Source organism: Pseudomonas sp. Tof1, assembly GCF_055390395.1.
On record NZ_AP024344.1, the window covers coordinates 6,894,083 to 6,910,457 of the forward strand.

Below are 16,375 nucleotides of genomic sequence, written 5' to 3' on the forward strand. Positions count from 1 at the left end.
GATGCCGGTATTCGCCAAGGAAAATTTCCATGTACACACCCAGCGCCTTCGCCGAACACGACCTGCCCACCCTGCACCGGCACATCCAGGCCACGCGCCTGGCGATCCTGGTCACCCACGGCAAACTGGGCCTGCAGGCCAGCCACCTGCCGCTGCTGCTCGACCCGGGCCAGGGCGCCCATGGCACCCTGCTCGGGCACCTGGCACGGGCCAATCCGCAGTGGCAGGAGCTGGCCGAAGGCGCCGAGGCGCTGGTGATCTTTCCGGGGGCCGATGCCTATGTCAGCCCGTCCTTCTATGCCAGCAAGGCCGAACACGGCAAGGTCGTGCCAACCTGGAACTACACGGCCGTGCACGCCTACGGCCAGGCCGAGGTGTTCGACGAGGCCGGGCGCCTGCGCCAACTGGTCGGTGCCCTCACCGACCGCCATGAAGCCGGCCGGGCCACCCCCTGGACAGTCGACGATGCGCCCGAGCCGTACATCGCCACCATGCTCAAGGCCATCGTCGGCATCGCCCTGCCGATCCAGCGCCTGGAAGGCAAGCGCAAGCTCAGCCAGAACCGCAGTGCCGTCGATATCGCCGGCGTACAACAAGGGCTGGCGGCCAGTGCCGACAGCCAGGACCAAGCCCTCGCCCAATTGATGCATCAAGGAGTGTCAGCATGAGTTCGATCGAAATCCGTCCGGTGACCGCCGCCGACCAGGCCGTCTGGCGTCCGCTGTGGCAGGCCTACCTGAAGTTCTACGAAACCGAATTGCCGGACAGCATCTACCAGTCGACCTGGCAGCGCTTCCTCGACCCGGCCGAGACCACCCACGCCGCCCTGGCCTGGCAGGACGGCAAGGCCGTGGGCCTGGTGCACTTCATCTACCACCGCTCGAACTGGAGCATCCAGAATTCCTGCTACCTGCAGGACCTGTTCGTCGCCCCCGAGGTGCGCGGTACCGGCCTGGGTCGCAAGCTGATCGAGCATGTGTACGCCACGGCGGCCCGGGACGGCTGCAGCAAGGTGCACTGGCTGACCCACGAAACCAATGCCACGGCCATCCAGCTGTACGAGCGGATTGCCGAACGCCCGGGCTTCATTCAATTCCGCCACGGCCTCTGAGCCCGAGAACAACACCATGTCGACACCCGTAGCCAACTGGAATGGCGCCCCGGCGCCGTCCACCCGACGCCTCGAAGGACGCTTCATCATCCTGGAAAAACTCGACGCCGCCCGCCATGGCGACGAGCTGTATCGCGCCCTGGAAGGCCCCGGCGCCGATCCGAAACTGTGGGACTACCTGCCCTACGGCCCGTTCCCGCAGCGTGAAGGCGCCTTCGACGACTGGCTTGCCGGCCACGCGGCGAGCAGCGATCCCTACTTCTTTGCCGTTGTCGACAAGGCCAGCGGCGAAGTCCAGGGCGCCCTCAGCCTGATGTCGATCGTGCCGGCCCAGGGCCGCATCGAGATCGGCCACGTCACCTTCGGCGCACCGATGCAGCGCTCGCCCAAGAGCACCGAGGCGGTCTACCTGCTGGCCAGGGAGGCCTTCGCCCTCGGCTACCGGCGCCTGGAGTGGAAGTGCAACAACGACAACGCCCGCTCCCGCGCCGCCGCCGAGCGCCTGGGTTTCCAATTCGAGGGCGTGTTCCGCCAGCACATGGTGGTCAAGGGCAGGAACCGCGACACCGCCTGGTTCAGCATCATCGACTCGGAATGGCCCGCCGTGAATGCCGGCTTCGAGCGCTGGCTGTCGGAGGACAACCTGGGCGCAACGGGGCAGGTGCGGACCCTGACCGAATGTCGCGAAGCCTGAAGGCCTGACACGCGGTGGCCGACTTTCCGGCCACCGCACACCAGGACACAGCCGAAATAAACGGAAAGCTGCTGACATCTCCCGCGAAGCCCAGGTAAAAACCCCGACATTTACCGCTTGGACAGCTCGATACATTTCCTCCTCGACCTATTCTGAGGATGAAATGGAATGCTCCCCAAGACCCGTCTCGCCATCTCCCTGGCCCTGGTGCTCAACGGACTGCTGGCCCAGCAGGCACAGGCCCAGCAGCCACCGCCAAATGCCTACCGCGGTTCATCCAGCGTCTACGACTGGGACTGGCTGCTCAAACAGCCGCCGGAACCCGGGGCAGCCTGCCGACCACCTCCCCGTCACCCGCCCATGAGCCCGCCAAAGGCGGCCAGGGTGGCAACATCCTGCCGACGATTCCGGCATCCCCACTGCTCGAAGCCCTGAACCGGCTCGGTCCGGCCGAAAGAGAAGCCGCCCTGACCCAACTGGCCGGTGCCGATAATGCCAACCTGGCCCAGGCCACTCTCGGCGCTACCCGACAGGTGGGCGCCAGCGCGCTGTCGGCCATGCTCCAGCCCGACAACGGCAGGAGTCGCCTGTGGCTACAGAGCCTGAGTAACGTGGGCCGATTCGAACCGGCACAGGGCGGCAAGGACTTCCAGCAGACGACCCGGGGCCTGGTGCTGGGGGCCGACTGGTCGCTGGGCAACGAATGGCGCCTGGGCCTGCTCGGCGGAAAATCCCGTTCCGAGCACAAGGGCAGCCACTTCAGGGGCGAACTGGACAGCTGGCATGCCGGCGCCTACGCCCTGCGCCAGGACGGCCCCGCAGCCTTGCGCTTCGGCGCGATCCATAGCAGCCACGCTGGCAGCACTCAACGCCACGTCGCGTTCAGCGGCTATCAGGATCGACTCTCCGGCAACTACACGGCCACCAGCCAGCAGGCCTTCGCCGAATTCGGCTACAGCCTGGGCAACAACCAACTGAGTACCGAACCCTTTGCCGGCCTCGGCTACCAGCGCTACTCACGCCAGGGACACACGGAAAAAGGCGGTGAGGCGGTGCTGAAGAACAGCGGCCAGGCCCTGGACAACTTCAGCACCACACTGGGCCTGCGGGCCGCCGGCAACTGGCGCTTCGGCCACGGCATGAGCCTGACCCCGCACCTGAGTGCCGGCTGGAAGCACCTGTATGGCGAACTCGACAGCATCACCCGCCAGACGAACCGGGCCACCGCCATGACCTTCACGACCCGCGGCATCGCCCAGGACCGCGACAGCCTGGCGATCGAAGCCGGACTCGAACTGAACCTGTCCTCCCGCCATCGCCTGGGCCTGGGCTACAGCGGCGAACTCGGCGCGAAGAACAGCAACCACGGCATCATGGGGCAGTGGGCGCTGGCTTTCTGACAACTTTCCATCAACCGGTCAGGCTCATGAACAGCTGCCTGACCGCTGAGCACCTCAGCCTGATGTCTTGCGCAGTCGCACCACGCCCATCTGCAACCCGAAGGGCCTGAATACAGAGTTCAACGACTTGAGGGTCGGATTGCCTTCGTCATGCTCGATATGCACCAGGGTACGGACCGAAATCCGGCACATCCGGGCAAACTGGGTCTGCTGCAACCCCGTTACCTCCGTCCGCAAGCGCCTGACCGCAACACCGATGCTGATCATGCCCTGGGCCAGATCATCCTGAATGGCCTGGATCAGCAGGGCACGGACTTCCAGGCTGAGCGTCATGCCAACCCCCAGTCTCGCAGACGCTGACCAAGCCTTTTCAAGGCAATCAACGGATGGTTCATGGTGACGGCGGGCAAGCCACTATCCGTCAGAATATCGGGCAAGGCCAACAGATGCCTGGCATCCGCCCGAAGCCGCTCAAAGGCCGCCTGGGGCTCGACCAGCCCCGCCAGCGCGTCGCACGCCTTGCGCCAATCCACCTCCCCGCCCCTTTCGATATCTCTTGCCCACTTGGTGCTGCGTGTCACACCTTCATCATCCATGACCATGGGCGCCAGGTCGTAAATCGGTGCCAGGCGAACCCCCCGCTGATCGCGGATGATCGATGTGTTGCGCCCATGGTTGTCGGAGTTGCCCAGGATCTTGTTGAGCAAATCACGGCGCAGATAATCCGCCACCAGATCTTCCACCTGCTCCCCCTGGCCGGCCTGGCGCCAAAGTGCAACCAGACGAGTGATCACCTCCAGGTGCTTCAGGCGACTGCCAGGCACCGTGACCCCGGCCAACGAATACACCGACTCCACGGCTGAACGCTCGGTCCCCTGCTCAGTGACATGACGGTCGAAACGTTGCATCCAGAGGCTCGGTCTGTTGGCTTCCTCCAGCTTCAGCCCCTGCACCGAGACAGTTTCGATCCCAAGCACCTGCAAAGCCCTGTAATAGTGGTACTCGCTCCTGAGGATGTCCTGATCGGTCTGCGTGGACTTGTTTCGAGCGAATTTCACGAACCAGTGTTGTGCCACGTCGCGATCATCGAGAACCGCGTCCGGGTACAGCAGGCCATTGTGGTCCTCACTCATCAGCAACTTCGGTGCTTCGCCTCCAGCTCCCGTAGCTCCGCCAATCGCCGCGCCCTGCTCGTAGGCGTACTCGAGAAATCGGTTATCGCGCGCCACCACGTCCGCTCGGGTAAATCCCATGGGCTCACGACCGTCCTGCACGTCCATGGACTCCTTGACCCGCAGATGGCCAACGGGAGCCGGGGTGCTTTTACCCAGCAAAAAAAGGTCGGCATTGACATCATCAGGCTTTTCCCGCCCCACCCTGGCGATGAGGAAGCGCCTGGCAGCACCGGCAGGAGCAATATCCTGCAGGAAGGCCGGAGCCTGCCGGTCATCCATGCTGTCCCAGTCCAGCGGGAGGTTCGCACTGACCGCACAGGCGAATGGACTGCCCATATCCTCGATATGATCCAGCAGATAGCTCTGCTTGTAGGCAAACCTGCAACGCCCCTCGAAACCTTTTTCCGGCGACTCGAAAATCAGGGTCATGGCGTCCTGCCAGATTCCGTCGGTGTAGGCCTGAAGTGTGAGTGCGTACATGATTCAACCTGCAACTTAATGCACTTTATAGGCAGAGACTGCCGCCAAAACTGCAATATAGTACAGATTCGCCTGCCAGCATCGCCCAATAACTGCAATATAATGCATCAGCCTTGCTATACGGCGCAAATATACGCAATAAAATGCATATCGTTCTAGAGCAGCAGACCATAACACCCCACACAACATGCTCAAAGAATGAACAAAAAAAGGGAGGCATACGCCTCCCCGAGGATAAACATTGATAGATGAAGGCTGTCGATCAGCCTTCGATCTCGATCAGGATCTCGCCCGGGTTGACCCGGTCGCCCTTGGCCACGTGGATGGCGACGACCTTGCCCGATACCGCGGCCTGCACTTCGGTCTCCATCTTCATGGCTTCGGTGATCAGCACGGCCTGACCGGCCTTCACGCTGTCGCCTTCCTTGACCAGCACATCGACGATGTTGCCCGGCATGGTGGTGCTGACGTGGCCTGGCGCACTGGCCTGCTTGCGCTTGCTGCTGCCACCGCCGACGAATTCGTTGAGCGGTTCGAACACCACTTCTTCCGGCATGCCGTCGATGGACAGGTAGAAGTGCCGCTTGCCTTCGGCCTTCACGCCGACCCCGGTGATGTCCACGCGGTAGGTTTCGCCGTGCACGTCGATGACGAACTCGGTCGGTACGCCCTCGCCGCCCGGCGCACGCACACCGCCGGCCTCGGGGATCGGCAGCAGCACTTCAGGCACCAGGGTGCCGGCCTCGCGCTCTTCGAGGAACTTGCGCCCGATGTCCGGGAACATGGCGAAGGTCAGCACGTCTTCTTCCGACTTGGCCAGGGTGCCGATGTCGTTGCGCAACTTGGCCATTTCCGGCTTGAGCAGGTCGGCCGGCCGCACGTCGATCACGTCCTCGCTGCCGATGGCCTGGCGGCGCAGCTGCTCGTTGACGGTGCCCGGCGCCTTGCCGTAACCGCCCTGCAGGTACAGCTTCACCTCGTTGGTGATGGTCTTGTAACGCTCGCCGGCCAGGACGTTGAAGAAGGCCTGGGTGCCGACGATCTGCGAAGTCGGGGTCACCAGCGGCGGGAAGCCGAGGTCTTCGCGCACCCGCGGAATTTCCGCCAGCACTTCGTTCATGCGGTTGAGGGCGCCCTGCTCCTTGAGCTGGTTGGCCAGGTTGGAAATCATCCCGCCCGGCACCTGGTTGACCTGTACCCGGGTGTCGACCGCAGTGAATTCGCTTTCGAACTGGTGGTACTTCTTGCGCACGGCGTAGAAGTACAGGCCGATTTCCTGCAGCAGTTCCAGGTCCAGGCCGGTATCGAACTCGCTGCCTTTAAGGGCCGCGACCATCGACTCGGTGCCAGGATGGCTGGTGCCCCAGGCGAAGCTGGAGATGGCGGTGTCGATATGGTCGGCACCGTTTTCCACCGCCTTGAGCTGGCACATCGCGGCCAGGCCTGCGGTGTCGTGGGAGTGGATGAACACCGGCAGCGACTGCTCGGCCTTCAGTGCCTTGACCAGCTCGCCGGTGGCGAACGGAGTCAGCAGGCCGGCCATGTCCTTGATCGCCACCGAGTCGCAACCCATGGCTTCCATCTGCTTGGCCTGGGCCACGAAGGCCTCGATGGTGTGCACCGGGCTGGTGGTGTAGGCGATGGTGCCCTGGGCGTGCTTGCCGGCGGCCTTCACCGCCTCGATGGCGACGCGCAGGTTACGCACATCGTTCATGGCGTCGAAGATACGGAATACGTCGATGCCGTTGACCGCCGCCTTGGCGACGAAGGCCTTGACCACGTCGTCGCTGTAGTGGCGATAGCCGAGCAGGTTCTGGCCGCGCAGGAGCATCTGCAGGCGGGTGTTGGGCAGGGCCGCGCGCAGCTTGCGCAGGCGCTCCCACGGGTCTTCCTTGAGGAAGCGCACACAGGCGTCGAAGGTCGCGCCGCCCCAGACTTCCAGCGACCAGTAGCCGACCTTGTCGAGCTTGTCGCAGATCGGCAGCATGTCTTCGGTGCGCATGCGGGTGGCGAGCAGCGATTGGTGGGCGTCGCGCAGGATCGTGTCGGTAACGTGAATCTTTTTGGTCATTGTAATAGTCCTCACAGGCCTGCGTGGGCGGCGATGGCGGCGGCGATGGCCAGGGCCAGCTCTTCGGGTTTGCGCTTGATCGAGTAGTTGGTCAGTTCCGGATGGCTTTCCACGAAGCTGGTATTGAACTGGCCACTACGGAATTCCGGGTTACGCAGGATTTCCTGGTAATAGGCGGCGGTGGTCTTCACGCCTTGCAGGCGCATGTCGTCCAGGGCCCGCAGGCCACGGTCCATCGCCTCTTCCCAGGTCAACGCCCAGACCACCAGTTTCAGGCACATGGAGTCGTAGAACGGTGGAATGGTGTAGCCGGTGTAGATCGCCGTGTCGGTCCGCACGCCGGGACCACCGGGCGCGTAGTAGCGGGTGATCTTGCCGAAGCTGGGCAGGAAGTTGTTCTTCGGGTCCTCGGCGTTGATCCGGAACTGCAGGGCAAAACCGCGATGGATGATGTCTTCCTGCTTGACCGACAGCGGCAGGCCGGAGGCGATGCGGATCTGCTCGCGGACAATATCGATCCCGGTGATTTCCTCGGTGATGGTGTGTTCCACCTGCACCCGGGTGTTCATTTCCATGAAGTACACCTCGCCATCGGCGAGCAGGAACTCCACGGTGCCGGCGTTCTCGTAGCCCACCGCCTTGGCCGCACGCACCGACAGGTCGCCGATGTAGGCGCGCTGTTCAGGGGTCAGCTGGGGGCTCGGGGCGATTTCGATCAGTTTCTGGTTGCGGCGCTGGATCGAGCAGTCGCGCTCGAACAGGTGCACCACGTTGCCGAAGCTGTCGCCGAGAATCTGCGCCTCGATGTGCTTGGGGTTGACGATGCATTTTTCCAGGAAGACTTCCGCCGAGCCGAAGGCCTTGGTCGCTTCGGAAATCACCCGCGGGAATGCCTGTTCCAGCTCCTCGCGGCTGTTGCAGCGCCGGATGCCGCGACCGCCACCACCGGAGGTGGCCTTGAGCATTACCGGATAACCGATACGGTCACCCTCGCGCAGGGCTTCCTCGATGCCGGAGACGTTGCCTTCGGTGCCTGGAGTGACCGGCACGCCGGCCTTGATCATGCTGCGCCGGGCTTCGGTCTTGTCACCCATGCGCCGGATCACTTCCGCCGCCGGGCCAATGAACTTCACCCCACGTTCAGCGCAAATTTCTGCCAGTTCGGCATTTTCCGAGAGAAAGCCATAGCCGGGATGCAAGGCATCGCAGCCGGTTTCCACCGCCAGGTTCACCAGCTTGCGCGGGTTGAGGTAGCCGGCCAGGGGCTCGGCGCCAATGCTGTAGGCCTCGTCCGCGCGCTTGACGTGCAGGGCGTGCCGGTCAGCGTCGGAGAAGATCGCCACGGAGCGAATGCCCATTTCGGCACAGGCCCGCACGATACGTACGGCAATCTCACCACGGTTGGCGATCAGGATCTTTTTTATCACTTGGAAATTCCTAAGCCGCTGGAACAAAACAACCTGCTGGAACCAGAAAGGACCTGGGCCCGCCCGCGATGGTGTCCGTCAAAACACCAGAAGCCTCGCGGGCCAGCCCTATGTCCACGACCCGATGTCTGTCCCACAGCACGGGTCGACGAGTGACTAAATGTTTCAAGCCAGTCGCATCACCACACTAGTCCCGGTCAGCGATAAACTAAAATCAATAATTATTGGGTCGCTTATAAGCAATGACTTATAGTTGCCTGACCAGCCGCCTGAGAGTGCTCGCAAGAAATGCGTAAGTCCTTGATGCGTATGACATTACGCCAGTTGAAGATCTTCAATGAGGTCTGCGATTTGCGTTCCTACAGCCGCGCGGCCGAGGAAATGTCGCTTACGCAGCCAGCCGTCAGCCTGCAAATTCGTCAGCTGGAAGAGCTGATTGGCCAGCCGTTGTTCGAATATGTCGGCAAAAAGCTCTACATGACCGAAGCGGCTGAAGCGTTACAGCGCGCCAGCCGGGACATCTTCGGCCGGCTGGAAAACCTCGACATGCAGCTCTCCGACATGCAGGGATCGCTGCAGGGGCAATTGAAACTGGCGGTGGAATCCAGCGCGAAGTACTTCGTGCCGCACCTGTTCGCCGCCTTCAAGCGCCAGTATCCCGAGGTCAGCCTGCACCTCACGGTGGTCAATCGCGCCCAGGCCCTGCGGCGGCTGTCGGACAACCGCGACGACCTGCTGATCATGTCCATGGTGCCCCAGGACATGGGCCTGGAATTCCTGCCGTTCCTGAACAACCCGATCGTCGCCGTGGCCCCACCCGATCATCCGTTGTGCCACAGGGGCCCGCTGCGCCTGCAGGACCTGGAACCCTATCCGTTGCTGATCCGCGAACCGGGGTCGGGCACCCGGATGGCCTGCGAGGAGTACTTCAAGGAAAAGCGCGTGCACTTCTCGCAGACACTCGAAGTGACCTCTGGCGAGGCGCAGTGCGAAAGCGTGGTGGCGGGGCTGGGCCTGGCGCTGTTGACGCGCCACGCCCTGAGCCTGGAACTGGCGACCGGCGTGCTCCGGGAACTGCCGGTGGAAGAACTGCCGCTCTATCGCAGCTGGTGCGTGGTTCAGGCCAGGGATAAACGCCTGTCACCGGTCGCGCATGCGTTCCTGGGGTTCATCCGAAGTGAAAGGCTGCAGATCAGTGGGCTCGCTGAGCGCTTCGACGGTCGGCTGCCGAGTCCATCTGCCAGTAATTGAGGGCGGCGATTTCCTGTTGCAGCTGACGCAGTTCGTTGCGGTCTTCGATTGCGCGACGGAATTCCATGCGGCGCTGGTCTTCCTGCTGCCGACGGGTCTTTACGCTGCTTTGCTCTTCGTGGTGCCGGGCCATTTCGAGTCTCCCAGGTTGGGTTGGAGACTCCAAGATGGCTTCAGGGCGTTACGATTTGGCGGCAGCCGGATGACAGGGAGATGAAATCAGTCTTCGAGGTTCTTCAGCGACTTGGGCGACAGCCGCAAGCTGCGCAGGCTGCGCTTGACGCTCTTGAGGTGGTTCACCAGGCTCGGCCCGCGGGCCATCGCCACGCCCATCGCCAGCACATCGATCACCACCAGGTGGGCGATACGCGAGGTCAGCGGCGTGTAGATCTCGGTGTCCTCGTGCACGTCGATCGCCAGGTTGATCGTCGACAGCTCGGCCAGCGGTGTCTGGCTCGGGCACAGGGTGATCAGCGTCGCGCCGCTTTCACGGACCATGTTGGCGGTGATCAGCAGGTCCTTGGACCGCCCCGACTGGGAAATGCAGATCGCCACGTCGCTGGGTTTGAGGGTCACCGCCGACATCGCCTGCATGTGCGGGTCGGAGTACGCCGCCGCGGTCAGCAGCAGGCGGAAGAACTTGTGCTGGGCATCCGCCGCCACCGCACCGGACGCACCGAAGCCGTAGAACTCAACACGCTGGGCGGCCGACATGGCCGTCACCGCCCGCTGCAGGGCCGCCGGGTCGAGCTTCTCGCGCACCTCCATCAGGGTGTGCAGGGTGGTGTCGAAGATCTTCAGGCTGTAGTCGGCGACAGAGTCGTCTTCATGGATCGCGAACTGGCCGAAACTGGCACCCGCCGCCAGGCTCTGGGCCAGCTTGAGCTTCAGGTCCTGGAAGCCCGAGCAGCCGATGGCCCGGCAGAATCGCACGATGGTCGGCTCGCTGATGCCCACGCTGTGGGCCAGGTCGGCCATGGAGCTGTGCATCACCGCCGCCGGGTCGAGCAGGACATGATCGGCAACCTTGAGCTCCGATTTGCGAAGCAGGGTGCGGGACTGGGCGATGTGTTGCAACAGGTTCAAGGGCTGGACTCGATTGTTATGGGCGAACGCCTGGGATGTAGCATTCTTGTAGTTATACTACATGAAATCGGTGCTCGCCTGTGCCATTGCGTTGGAGAATGCGTTTTCAGGAGCCGGTTTCGCCGGGGAATGGCCGCCTTTGGCGGTTCGCGGGCGAGCCCGGCTCCTACAAGATGAAGCGGTGATCATGAAGACAGTGCACGAATCAACCGGCGTGCCGGTCGTTGCGTAGCAGCCGCACCAACTCCGCGGCCTCCACCGGCCGGCTGATCAGGTAGCCCTGCACCTCGTCGCAGCCGTGCAGCTTGAGGAACTCCAGTTGCTGCGGGTTTTCCACGCCCTCGGCCACCACTTTCAGGCCCAGGCTGTGGGCCATGGCGATGATTGCCCGGGTGATCGCGGCGTCTTCACTGCCTTCGTCCAGGCCGCGGATGAAGGCCTGATCGATCTTCACGTAGTCCACCGGGAAGCGCTTGAGGTAACTCAGGGACGAATAGCCGGTGCCGAAATCGTCGATGGCCAGCTTCACGCCCAGGTCGCGCAGTTGCTGGAAGGTCGCGATGATGTGCTCGACGCTGTCGAGCAACTGGCTTTCCGTCAGTTCCAGTTCCAGCAGGTGCGGCGCCAGCCCGCTTTCCTCGAGGACCTGACGCACCAGGCTGACCAGCTTGCCCTGGCGCAACTGGTGCACCGACAGGTTCACCGACACCCGCATCGCCGGCAGGCCCTGGCGCTGCCACTCACACGCCTGCCAGCAGGCCCGGCGCAACACGAACTCGCCGATCGGACCGATCAGCCCGGTTTCCTCGGCCAGCCCGATGAAGTCCCCGGGCGGCACCCGGCCCATGGTCGGATGCTCCCAGCGCACCAGCGCTTCGGCGGCGTTCAGGCGACCGGTGGCGAGGCACAGCTTGGGTTGGTAGAACACGCTCAGTTGCTGTTCCTCGATGGCCTTGCGCAACTGGTTCTCCAGTTGCAGGCGCTCCAGGGTGCTGGCCTGCAGGCTTTCGGTATAGAACTGGAAGTTGTTGCCGCCCAGGTGCTTGGCATGTTGCATGGCGATGTTCGACTGGCTGACCAGCGCCGGGATTTCCCGGGCGCTGTCCGGCAACAGGCTGATACCCATGGAAGCGCTGACCACCAGCTCATGCCCTTCCACCGTCACCGGCAGGCGCAGCTTGCCGAGCAGCCGCGTCGCCATCCTGGCCAGGCTGGACAGCGTGCCGTAGGCATCGAACAGCACCGCGAACTCGTCACCGGACAGGCGGGCGATGGTGTTCGCCTCCGGCAGCGCGTTCACCAGGCGCCGGGCCATCTTCTGCAACAACTGGTCGGCGACTTCATGGCCGAGGCTGTCGTTGAGCAGCTTGAAGCGATCCAGGTTGATATGCAGCAGCGCCAGGCTGCGCCCTTCCTGGCGGGCCCGCTGATTGGCCTCGCGCAGACGCTCCTTGAACAGCGAGCGGTTGGCCAGGCCGGTCAGCTCGTCGTAATGAGTCAGGTAGCGCATGCGCTCTTCGGATTCGCGCCGCGCCGACAGATCGGCGAAGAAGCCCACGATATGGCTGACTTTCCCCCGCTTGTCGCGCACGGTATTCAGTTGCAGCCACTGCGGATACAGCTCGCCGTTCTTGCGCGCCTCCACCAGTTCGCCCTGCCAACTGCCGTACTGCTCCAGGGATTGGTGGATCATCGAGTAATGCCGACGGGCGTCGCGGCTGCAAGGCAGTTCGACGACGTTGCGCCCCAGCATGTCCTCGATCTGGTAGCCGGTGACCCGGCTGAACGCCTGGTTGACCGCCAGCAGCGAGTAGTTCGGGTCGAAGATCACGATGCCTTCACTGGCGGCCTCGAACACCGTCGCGGCCAGTTGCCGCTGCGCCTCCAGCTCCTTGTGCGAGCTGATATCGCGCCGGGTACCGACCATTCGTAGTACGCGACCGCTGGCACTACGTTCCACCGCCCGGCCGCGGTCCTCGATCCAGACCCAGTGGCCGTCGCCATGGCGTATGCGGTATTCGATGACATAGTCCTCGCTGCGGCCCTTGAGGTGCTCCACCAGGGCGCGCTTGAGCGCCGGCAGGTCCTCGGGGTGCAGGCGCGGCTTGAGGTGGCTGAGCATGGCCGTGACGTATTCGGGGTCGAGGCCGAACAGCTCCTTGAGTTGGGTGTGGTGCACCTCGTCGGTCTGCAGGTTCCAGTCCCACAGGCCGAGTTCGCTGGCCTGCAGGGCGAGCGCCAGGCGCGTTTCGCTCTTGGTCAGGGCCTGGTTCGCCAGGTCCAGCTCCCGGCTGCGCTGGGCGACACGGTTTTCCAGCTCGGCCTGGGCCTCGCGCAGTTCCAGTTCAGCCCGGCGGCGTTGCTCGACCTCGCGGGCCAGCTCCTGGTTGAGCTGCTCGCTGCGGGCCTGGGCCTGCTGCAGGTTCTCGATCAGCGCCTGGTTCTGGAAGCGCCGCAGCAGGCCGCGCTCGATCAGCCGGTTGACCTGCAATGCCACCACGCTGAGGGAGGCCAGCAGGATCAGTCCGAGCCAGCCCCAGCCCTGGCGGGCGCCATCACCCTCCCAGAACAGGTAGCCAATGGCAGGCAGCAGGCAGGACAAGGTGAAGGTGAGGAACGCCGGAAAGCTCACGGCATAGGCGATGCTGGCAGACAGGGTGGCCGCGCCGATCAGGCCGAATACCCAGGCCTGCTGGAGAAAACTGTCGGTAGGCACCAGGGCGATGCCGGCGCAGGCCAGGGTCAGGCCACTGACGGCGGAGCCGAGCAGGAACATCCGGCGCCAGATCGGCTGGGCCTGCCGGCTGGGAATGGCCGAATCGAACGCCGCGACCTGGATCACGCGCAAGGCCACCAGCGCCATCAGCCAGACCATCCAGATGCTGACCAGCAGGTAACGCTGCGGGCTCCAGAGCAGCCAGGCGCAGACCAGACCGTTGATCAGCATGAACAGGGTGGGCAGCAACGAGCCCTGGTACAGCAGGCGTGTGCGCTCGACCGCCAACTCGGTGGCGAACTGCTTGCGGATCACCCGCCCGGCCTCCACGGAGGGGCTCAGCGTGTCGGAGCTGTGTGTCATATGGGCATTGTTCTTATAATGGTTGAGCCATAAATGTCGCAGGAGCATACACAAGCCTCCGGCCGGACCAAACTGCTCCAAGTCATAAAATGTAATGGATTTTCCCGCGATAGACCCTTCCACACCGGACAAAGTCAGCTATTGCGCCGCCTGCGGCCGATGACCCGCCGGTCGTCATCACGCCGGTTTTTTCGTCGGCCACAGCCTCGACCGCCCGGCATTAGGGTTTGCCCACCCGTAGCCAGCACCCTAGAATGCGCCGATGCGCAACGATGACCTCTCCCTCCTGCTGAACTCCCTCAACGACGCCCAACGCCAGGCCGTAGCCGCCCCCGTTGGTCGTCAATTGGTCCTGGCTGGCGCCGGCTCCGGTAAGACCCGGGTGCTGGTGCACCGTATCGCCTGGCTGATCCAGGTCGAGAACGCCTCGCCCTACTCGATCCTGTCGGTGACCTTCACCAACAAGGCCGCTGCCGAGATGCGCCACCGCATCGAGCAGTTGATGGGCATCAGCCCGGCCGGCATGTGGGTCGGCACCTTCCACGGCCTGGCGCACCGCCTGTTGCGGGCGCACTGGCAGGAAGCCGGCCTGAGCCAGACCTTCCAGATCCTCGACAGCGACGACCAGCAGCGGCTGGTCAAGCGGGTGATCCGCGACCTGGGCCTGGACGAGCAGCGCTGGCCGGCCCGCCAGGCCCAGTGGTTCATCAACGGGCAGAAGGACGAGGGCCTGCGCCCGCAGCATATCCAGGCCAGCGGCGACCTGTTCCTGGCGACCATGCGCAGCATCTACGAGGCCTACGAGGCCGCCTGCGCCCGGGCCAACGTGATCGACTTCTCCGAGCTGCTGCTGCGCGCCCTGGACCTGTGGCGCGACCACCCGGGCCTGCTCGAGCATTACCAGAAGCGTTTCCGGCACATCCTGGTGGACGAGTTCCAGGACACCAACGCCGTGCAGTACGCCTGGTTGCGCATGCTCGCCAAGGGCGGCGACAGCCTGATGGTGGTCGGTGACGACGACCAGTCGATCTACGGCTGGCGCGGCGCGAAGATCGAGAACATCTACCAGTACTCCGACGATTTCCCGGACGCCGAGACCATCCGCCTGGAGCAGAACTACCGCTCCACCGCCGGTATCCTCAAGGCCGCCAACGCCCTGATCGCCAACAATACCGGGCGCCTGGGCAAGGAGCTGTGGACCGACGGCGGCGACGGCGAGGCGATCAACCTCTACGCCGCCTTCAACGAACACGACGAGGCGCGCTACGTGGTGGAAACCATCGAAAGCGCGCTGAAGACCGGCCTGGCGCGCAGCGACATCGCCATTCTCTACCGCTCCAACGCCCAGTCACGGGTGCTGGAAGAAGCCCTGCTGCGCGAGCGCATCCCCTACCGGATCTACGGTGGCCAGCGCTTCTTCGAACGGGCCGAGATCAAGAACGCCATGGCCTACCTGCGCCTGCTCGAAGGCCGGGGCAACGATGCGGCGCTGGAGCGGGTGATCAACGTCCCGGCCCGCGGCATCGGCGAGAAGACCGTCGAGGCCATCCGCGAACACGCCCGCCACAGCAATGTGTCGATGTGGGAGGCCATGGCCCAGCTGATCGCCAACAAGGGCGTGACCGGCCGGGCCGCCAGCGCGCTCGGGGCCTTCATCGAGCTGATCGAGAACCTGGCCGCCAGGACCCAGGACAGCCCGCTGCACCTGATGACCCAGATCGTCATCGAGCAGTCCGGCCTGATCGCCTATCACGAGGCGGAAAAAGGCGAGAAAGGCCAGGCCCGGGTGGAAAACCTCGAGGAACTGGTCAGTGCGGCGCGCAACTTCGAGGCCGCCGAGGGCGAGGAAGACCTGTCGCCGCTGGCGGCCTTCCTCGGCCATGCCTCGCTGGAAGCCGGCGATGCCCAGGCCGACGAGCACGAAGACAGCATCCAGTTGATGACCCTGCACAGCGCCAAGGGCCTGGAATTCCCCTACGTGTTCCTGGTGGGCATGGAAGAAGGCCTGTTCCCCCACAAGATGAGCCTGGAGGAGCCCGGCCGCCTGGAGGAAGAGCGTCGGCTGGCGTATGTCGGCATCACCCGGGCGATGCAGAACCTGGTCATGACCTACGCGGAAACCCGTCGGCTGTATGGCAGCGAGACCTACAACAAGGTGTCGCGCTTCGTACGTGAAGTACCGAAGGGCCTGGTGCAGGAAGTGCGCCTGTCCAACAGCGTCAGCCGGCCGTTCGGTGGCAGCCAGCAGCAGGCCAGCAGCCTGTTCAGCGGCAGCGAGATTCCGCAGACCGGCTTCAGCCTCGGCCAGGCGGTACGCCACAGCATCTTTGGTGACGGCGTGATCCTCAACTTCGAGGGCTCCGGCGCCCAGGCACGGGTCCAGGTCAACTTCAGCGAAGGCAGCAAGTGGCTGATGCTCGGCTACGCCAAGCTCGAAGCCATTTAAGCGGCAAGGCAGAAACCAGGATCGCTCCCACGTTCCGCGTGGGAGCGCCGCCCGGGACGCTCGGCGTCCATTCCCTGTCACGCAGGGCGGTACCGGATGCAGGCCCACGCGATGCGTGGGAACGATCGAATCGAATTCACTCTGCGGGAGTGCGA

At 63.9% G+C, this 16,375-nt stretch carries 14 protein-coding genes; 7 read left to right on the plus strand and 7 right to left on the minus strand.

What is annotated here, in order from left to right; translation table 11 throughout:
* Nucleotides 1-29: 29 nt before the first annotated feature.
* From ACZ5KU_RS31140 to ACZ5KU_RS31160, 5 genes are all read left to right on the plus strand, one after another.
* A complete protein-coding gene (locus ACZ5KU_RS31140; RefSeq protein WP_419737220.1) occupies nt 30-668 on the plus strand; it encodes an FMN-binding negative transcriptional regulator in 639 nt (212 codons plus the stop codon).
* The gene (locus tag ACZ5KU_RS31145; RefSeq protein WP_054056663.1) at nt 665-1,111 is read left to right on the plus strand and encodes a GNAT family N-acetyltransferase; all 447 of its coding nucleotides are present in this window, start codon (nt 665-667) and stop codon (nt 1,109-1,111) included. Before ACZ5KU_RS31140 ends, ACZ5KU_RS31145 begins: the two co-directional genes overlap by 4 nt.
* Before the next feature lie 16 nt (nt 1,112-1,127).
* On the plus strand, nt 1,128-1,805 hold the full coding sequence (locus ACZ5KU_RS31150; protein ID WP_464736672.1) for a GNAT family N-acetyltransferase: 678 nt from the start codon (nt 1,128-1,130) through the stop codon (nt 1,803-1,805).
* Nucleotides 1,806-1,973: 168 nt separating this feature from the next.
* Nucleotides 1,974-2,240: a hypothetical protein gene (locus ACZ5KU_RS31155; RefSeq protein ID WP_464737452.1), complete on the plus strand. Its 267-nt coding sequence runs from the start codon at nt 1,974-1,976 to the stop codon at nt 2,238-2,240.
* Nucleotides 2,241-2,305: 65 nt separating this feature from the next.
* Entirely contained in the window at nt 2,306-3,205 is a 900-nt protein-coding gene (locus tag ACZ5KU_RS31160) for an autotransporter outer membrane beta-barrel domain-containing protein (protein ID WP_464737448.1), read from the plus strand.
* Nucleotides 3,206-3,259: 54 nt separating this feature from the next.
* On the opposite strand, the gene ACZ5KU_RS31165 is transcribed toward ACZ5KU_RS31160, so the two are convergent.
* The 4 genes from ACZ5KU_RS31165 to ACZ5KU_RS31180 all read right to left on the minus strand — a co-directional run bounded on the left by ACZ5KU_RS31165 (nt 3,260) and on the right by ACZ5KU_RS31180 (nt 8,358).
* Nucleotides 3,260-3,538 carry a helix-turn-helix domain-containing protein gene (locus tag ACZ5KU_RS31165; RefSeq protein WP_017902210.1) on the minus strand — a complete coding sequence of 93 codons (279 nt, stop codon included), beginning with the start codon at nt 3,536-3,538 and terminating at the stop codon, nt 3,260-3,262.
* Entirely contained in the window at nt 3,535-4,860 is a 1,326-nt protein-coding gene (locus ACZ5KU_RS31170; RefSeq protein ID WP_416771083.1) for a type II toxin-antitoxin system HipA family toxin, read from the minus strand. The genes ACZ5KU_RS31165 and ACZ5KU_RS31170 overlap by 4 nt, the downstream gene beginning before the upstream one ends.
* 262 nt (nt 4,861-5,122) lie before the next feature.
* Nucleotides 5,123-6,931, minus strand: a complete 1,809-nt coding sequence (gene oadA / locus ACZ5KU_RS31175) for a sodium-extruding oxaloacetate decarboxylase subunit alpha (RefSeq protein ID WP_054056667.1) — start codon at nt 6,929-6,931, stop codon at nt 5,123-5,125.
* 11 nt (nt 6,932-6,942) lie between these two features.
* On the minus strand, nt 6,943-8,358 hold the full coding sequence (locus tag ACZ5KU_RS31180; RefSeq protein WP_054056668.1) for an acetyl-CoA carboxylase biotin carboxylase subunit: 1,416 nt from the start codon (nt 8,356-8,358) through the stop codon (nt 6,943-6,945).
* A gap of 288 nt (nt 8,359-8,646) precedes the next feature.
* Here ACZ5KU_RS31180 and ACZ5KU_RS31185 point away from each other — a divergent pair, with 288 nt between their 5' ends.
* Nucleotides 8,647-9,609 (plus strand): LysR family transcriptional regulator, encoded by a 963-nt coding sequence (locus ACZ5KU_RS31185; RefSeq protein ID WP_054063455.1) that lies wholly within the window; start codon nt 8,647-8,649, stop codon nt 9,607-9,609.
* Here ACZ5KU_RS31185 and ACZ5KU_RS31190 read toward each other — a convergent pair.
* The 3 genes from ACZ5KU_RS31190 to ACZ5KU_RS31200 form a co-directional block, all read right to left on the minus strand.
* Nucleotides 9,551-9,742 (minus strand): PA3496 family putative envelope integrity protein, encoded by a 192-nt coding sequence (locus tag ACZ5KU_RS31190; protein WP_081005865.1) that lies wholly within the window; start codon nt 9,740-9,742, stop codon nt 9,551-9,553. The genes ACZ5KU_RS31185 and ACZ5KU_RS31190 overlap by 59 nt on opposite strands.
* 86 nt (nt 9,743-9,828) lie before the next feature.
* Nucleotides 9,829-10,695, minus strand: a complete 867-nt coding sequence (gene hexR / locus ACZ5KU_RS31195) for a transcriptional regulator HexR (protein ID WP_017902205.1) — start codon at nt 10,693-10,695, stop codon at nt 9,829-9,831.
* Nucleotides 10,696-10,900: 205 nt separating this feature from the next.
* Entirely contained in the window at nt 10,901-13,774 is a 2,874-nt protein-coding gene (locus tag ACZ5KU_RS31200) for a putative bifunctional diguanylate cyclase/phosphodiesterase (RefSeq protein ID WP_416771087.1), read from the minus strand.
* A gap of 262 nt (nt 13,775-14,036) precedes the next feature.
* On the opposite strand from ACZ5KU_RS31200, the gene uvrD reads away from it, so the two are divergent.
* The gene (gene uvrD, locus ACZ5KU_RS31205) at nt 14,037-16,220 is read left to right on the plus strand and encodes a DNA helicase II (protein WP_054056671.1); all 2,184 of its coding nucleotides are present in this window, start codon (nt 14,037-14,039) and stop codon (nt 16,218-16,220) included.
* Nucleotides 16,221-16,375: the final 155 nt, after the last annotated feature.

Excerpts from the sequence above, each read along its gene's own strand:
- ACZ5KU_RS31200 (WP_416771087.1), bottom strand. The coding sequence starts at position 13,774 with ATGACACACAGCTCCGACACGCTGAGCCCCTCCGTGGAGGCCGGGCGG.
- ACZ5KU_RS31170 (WP_416771083.1), bottom strand. The coding sequence starts at position 4,860 with ATGTACGCACTCACACTTCAGGCCTACACCGACGGAATCTGGCAGGAC.
- ACZ5KU_RS31140 (WP_419737220.1), top strand. The coding sequence starts at position 30 with ATGTACACACCCAGCGCCTTCGCCGAACACGACCTGCCCACCCTGCAC.
- uvrD (WP_054056671.1), top strand. The coding sequence starts at position 14,037 with ATGCGCAACGATGACCTCTCCCTCCTGCTGAACTCCCTCAACGACGCC.
- ACZ5KU_RS31185 (WP_054063455.1), top strand. The coding sequence starts at position 8,647 with ATGCGTAAGTCCTTGATGCGTATGACATTACGCCAGTTGAAGATCTTC.
- ACZ5KU_RS31190 (WP_081005865.1), bottom strand. The coding sequence starts at position 9,742 with ATGGCCCGGCACCACGAAGAGCAAAGCAGCGTAAAGACCCGTCGGCAG.
- ACZ5KU_RS31145 (WP_054056663.1), top strand. The coding sequence starts at position 665 with ATGAGTTCGATCGAAATCCGTCCGGTGACCGCCGCCGACCAGGCCGTC.
- ACZ5KU_RS31155 (WP_464737452.1), top strand. The coding sequence starts at position 1,974 with ATGCTCCCCAAGACCCGTCTCGCCATCTCCCTGGCCCTGGTGCTCAAC.
- ACZ5KU_RS31165 (WP_017902210.1), bottom strand. The coding sequence starts at position 3,538 with ATGACGCTCAGCCTGGAAGTCCGTGCCCTGCTGATCCAGGCCATTCAG.
- ACZ5KU_RS31150 (WP_464736672.1), top strand. The coding sequence starts at position 1,128 with ATGTCGACACCCGTAGCCAACTGGAATGGCGCCCCGGCGCCGTCCACC.
- oadA (WP_054056667.1), bottom strand. The coding sequence starts at position 6,931 with ATGACCAAAAAGATTCACGTTACCGACACGATCCTGCGCGACGCCCAC.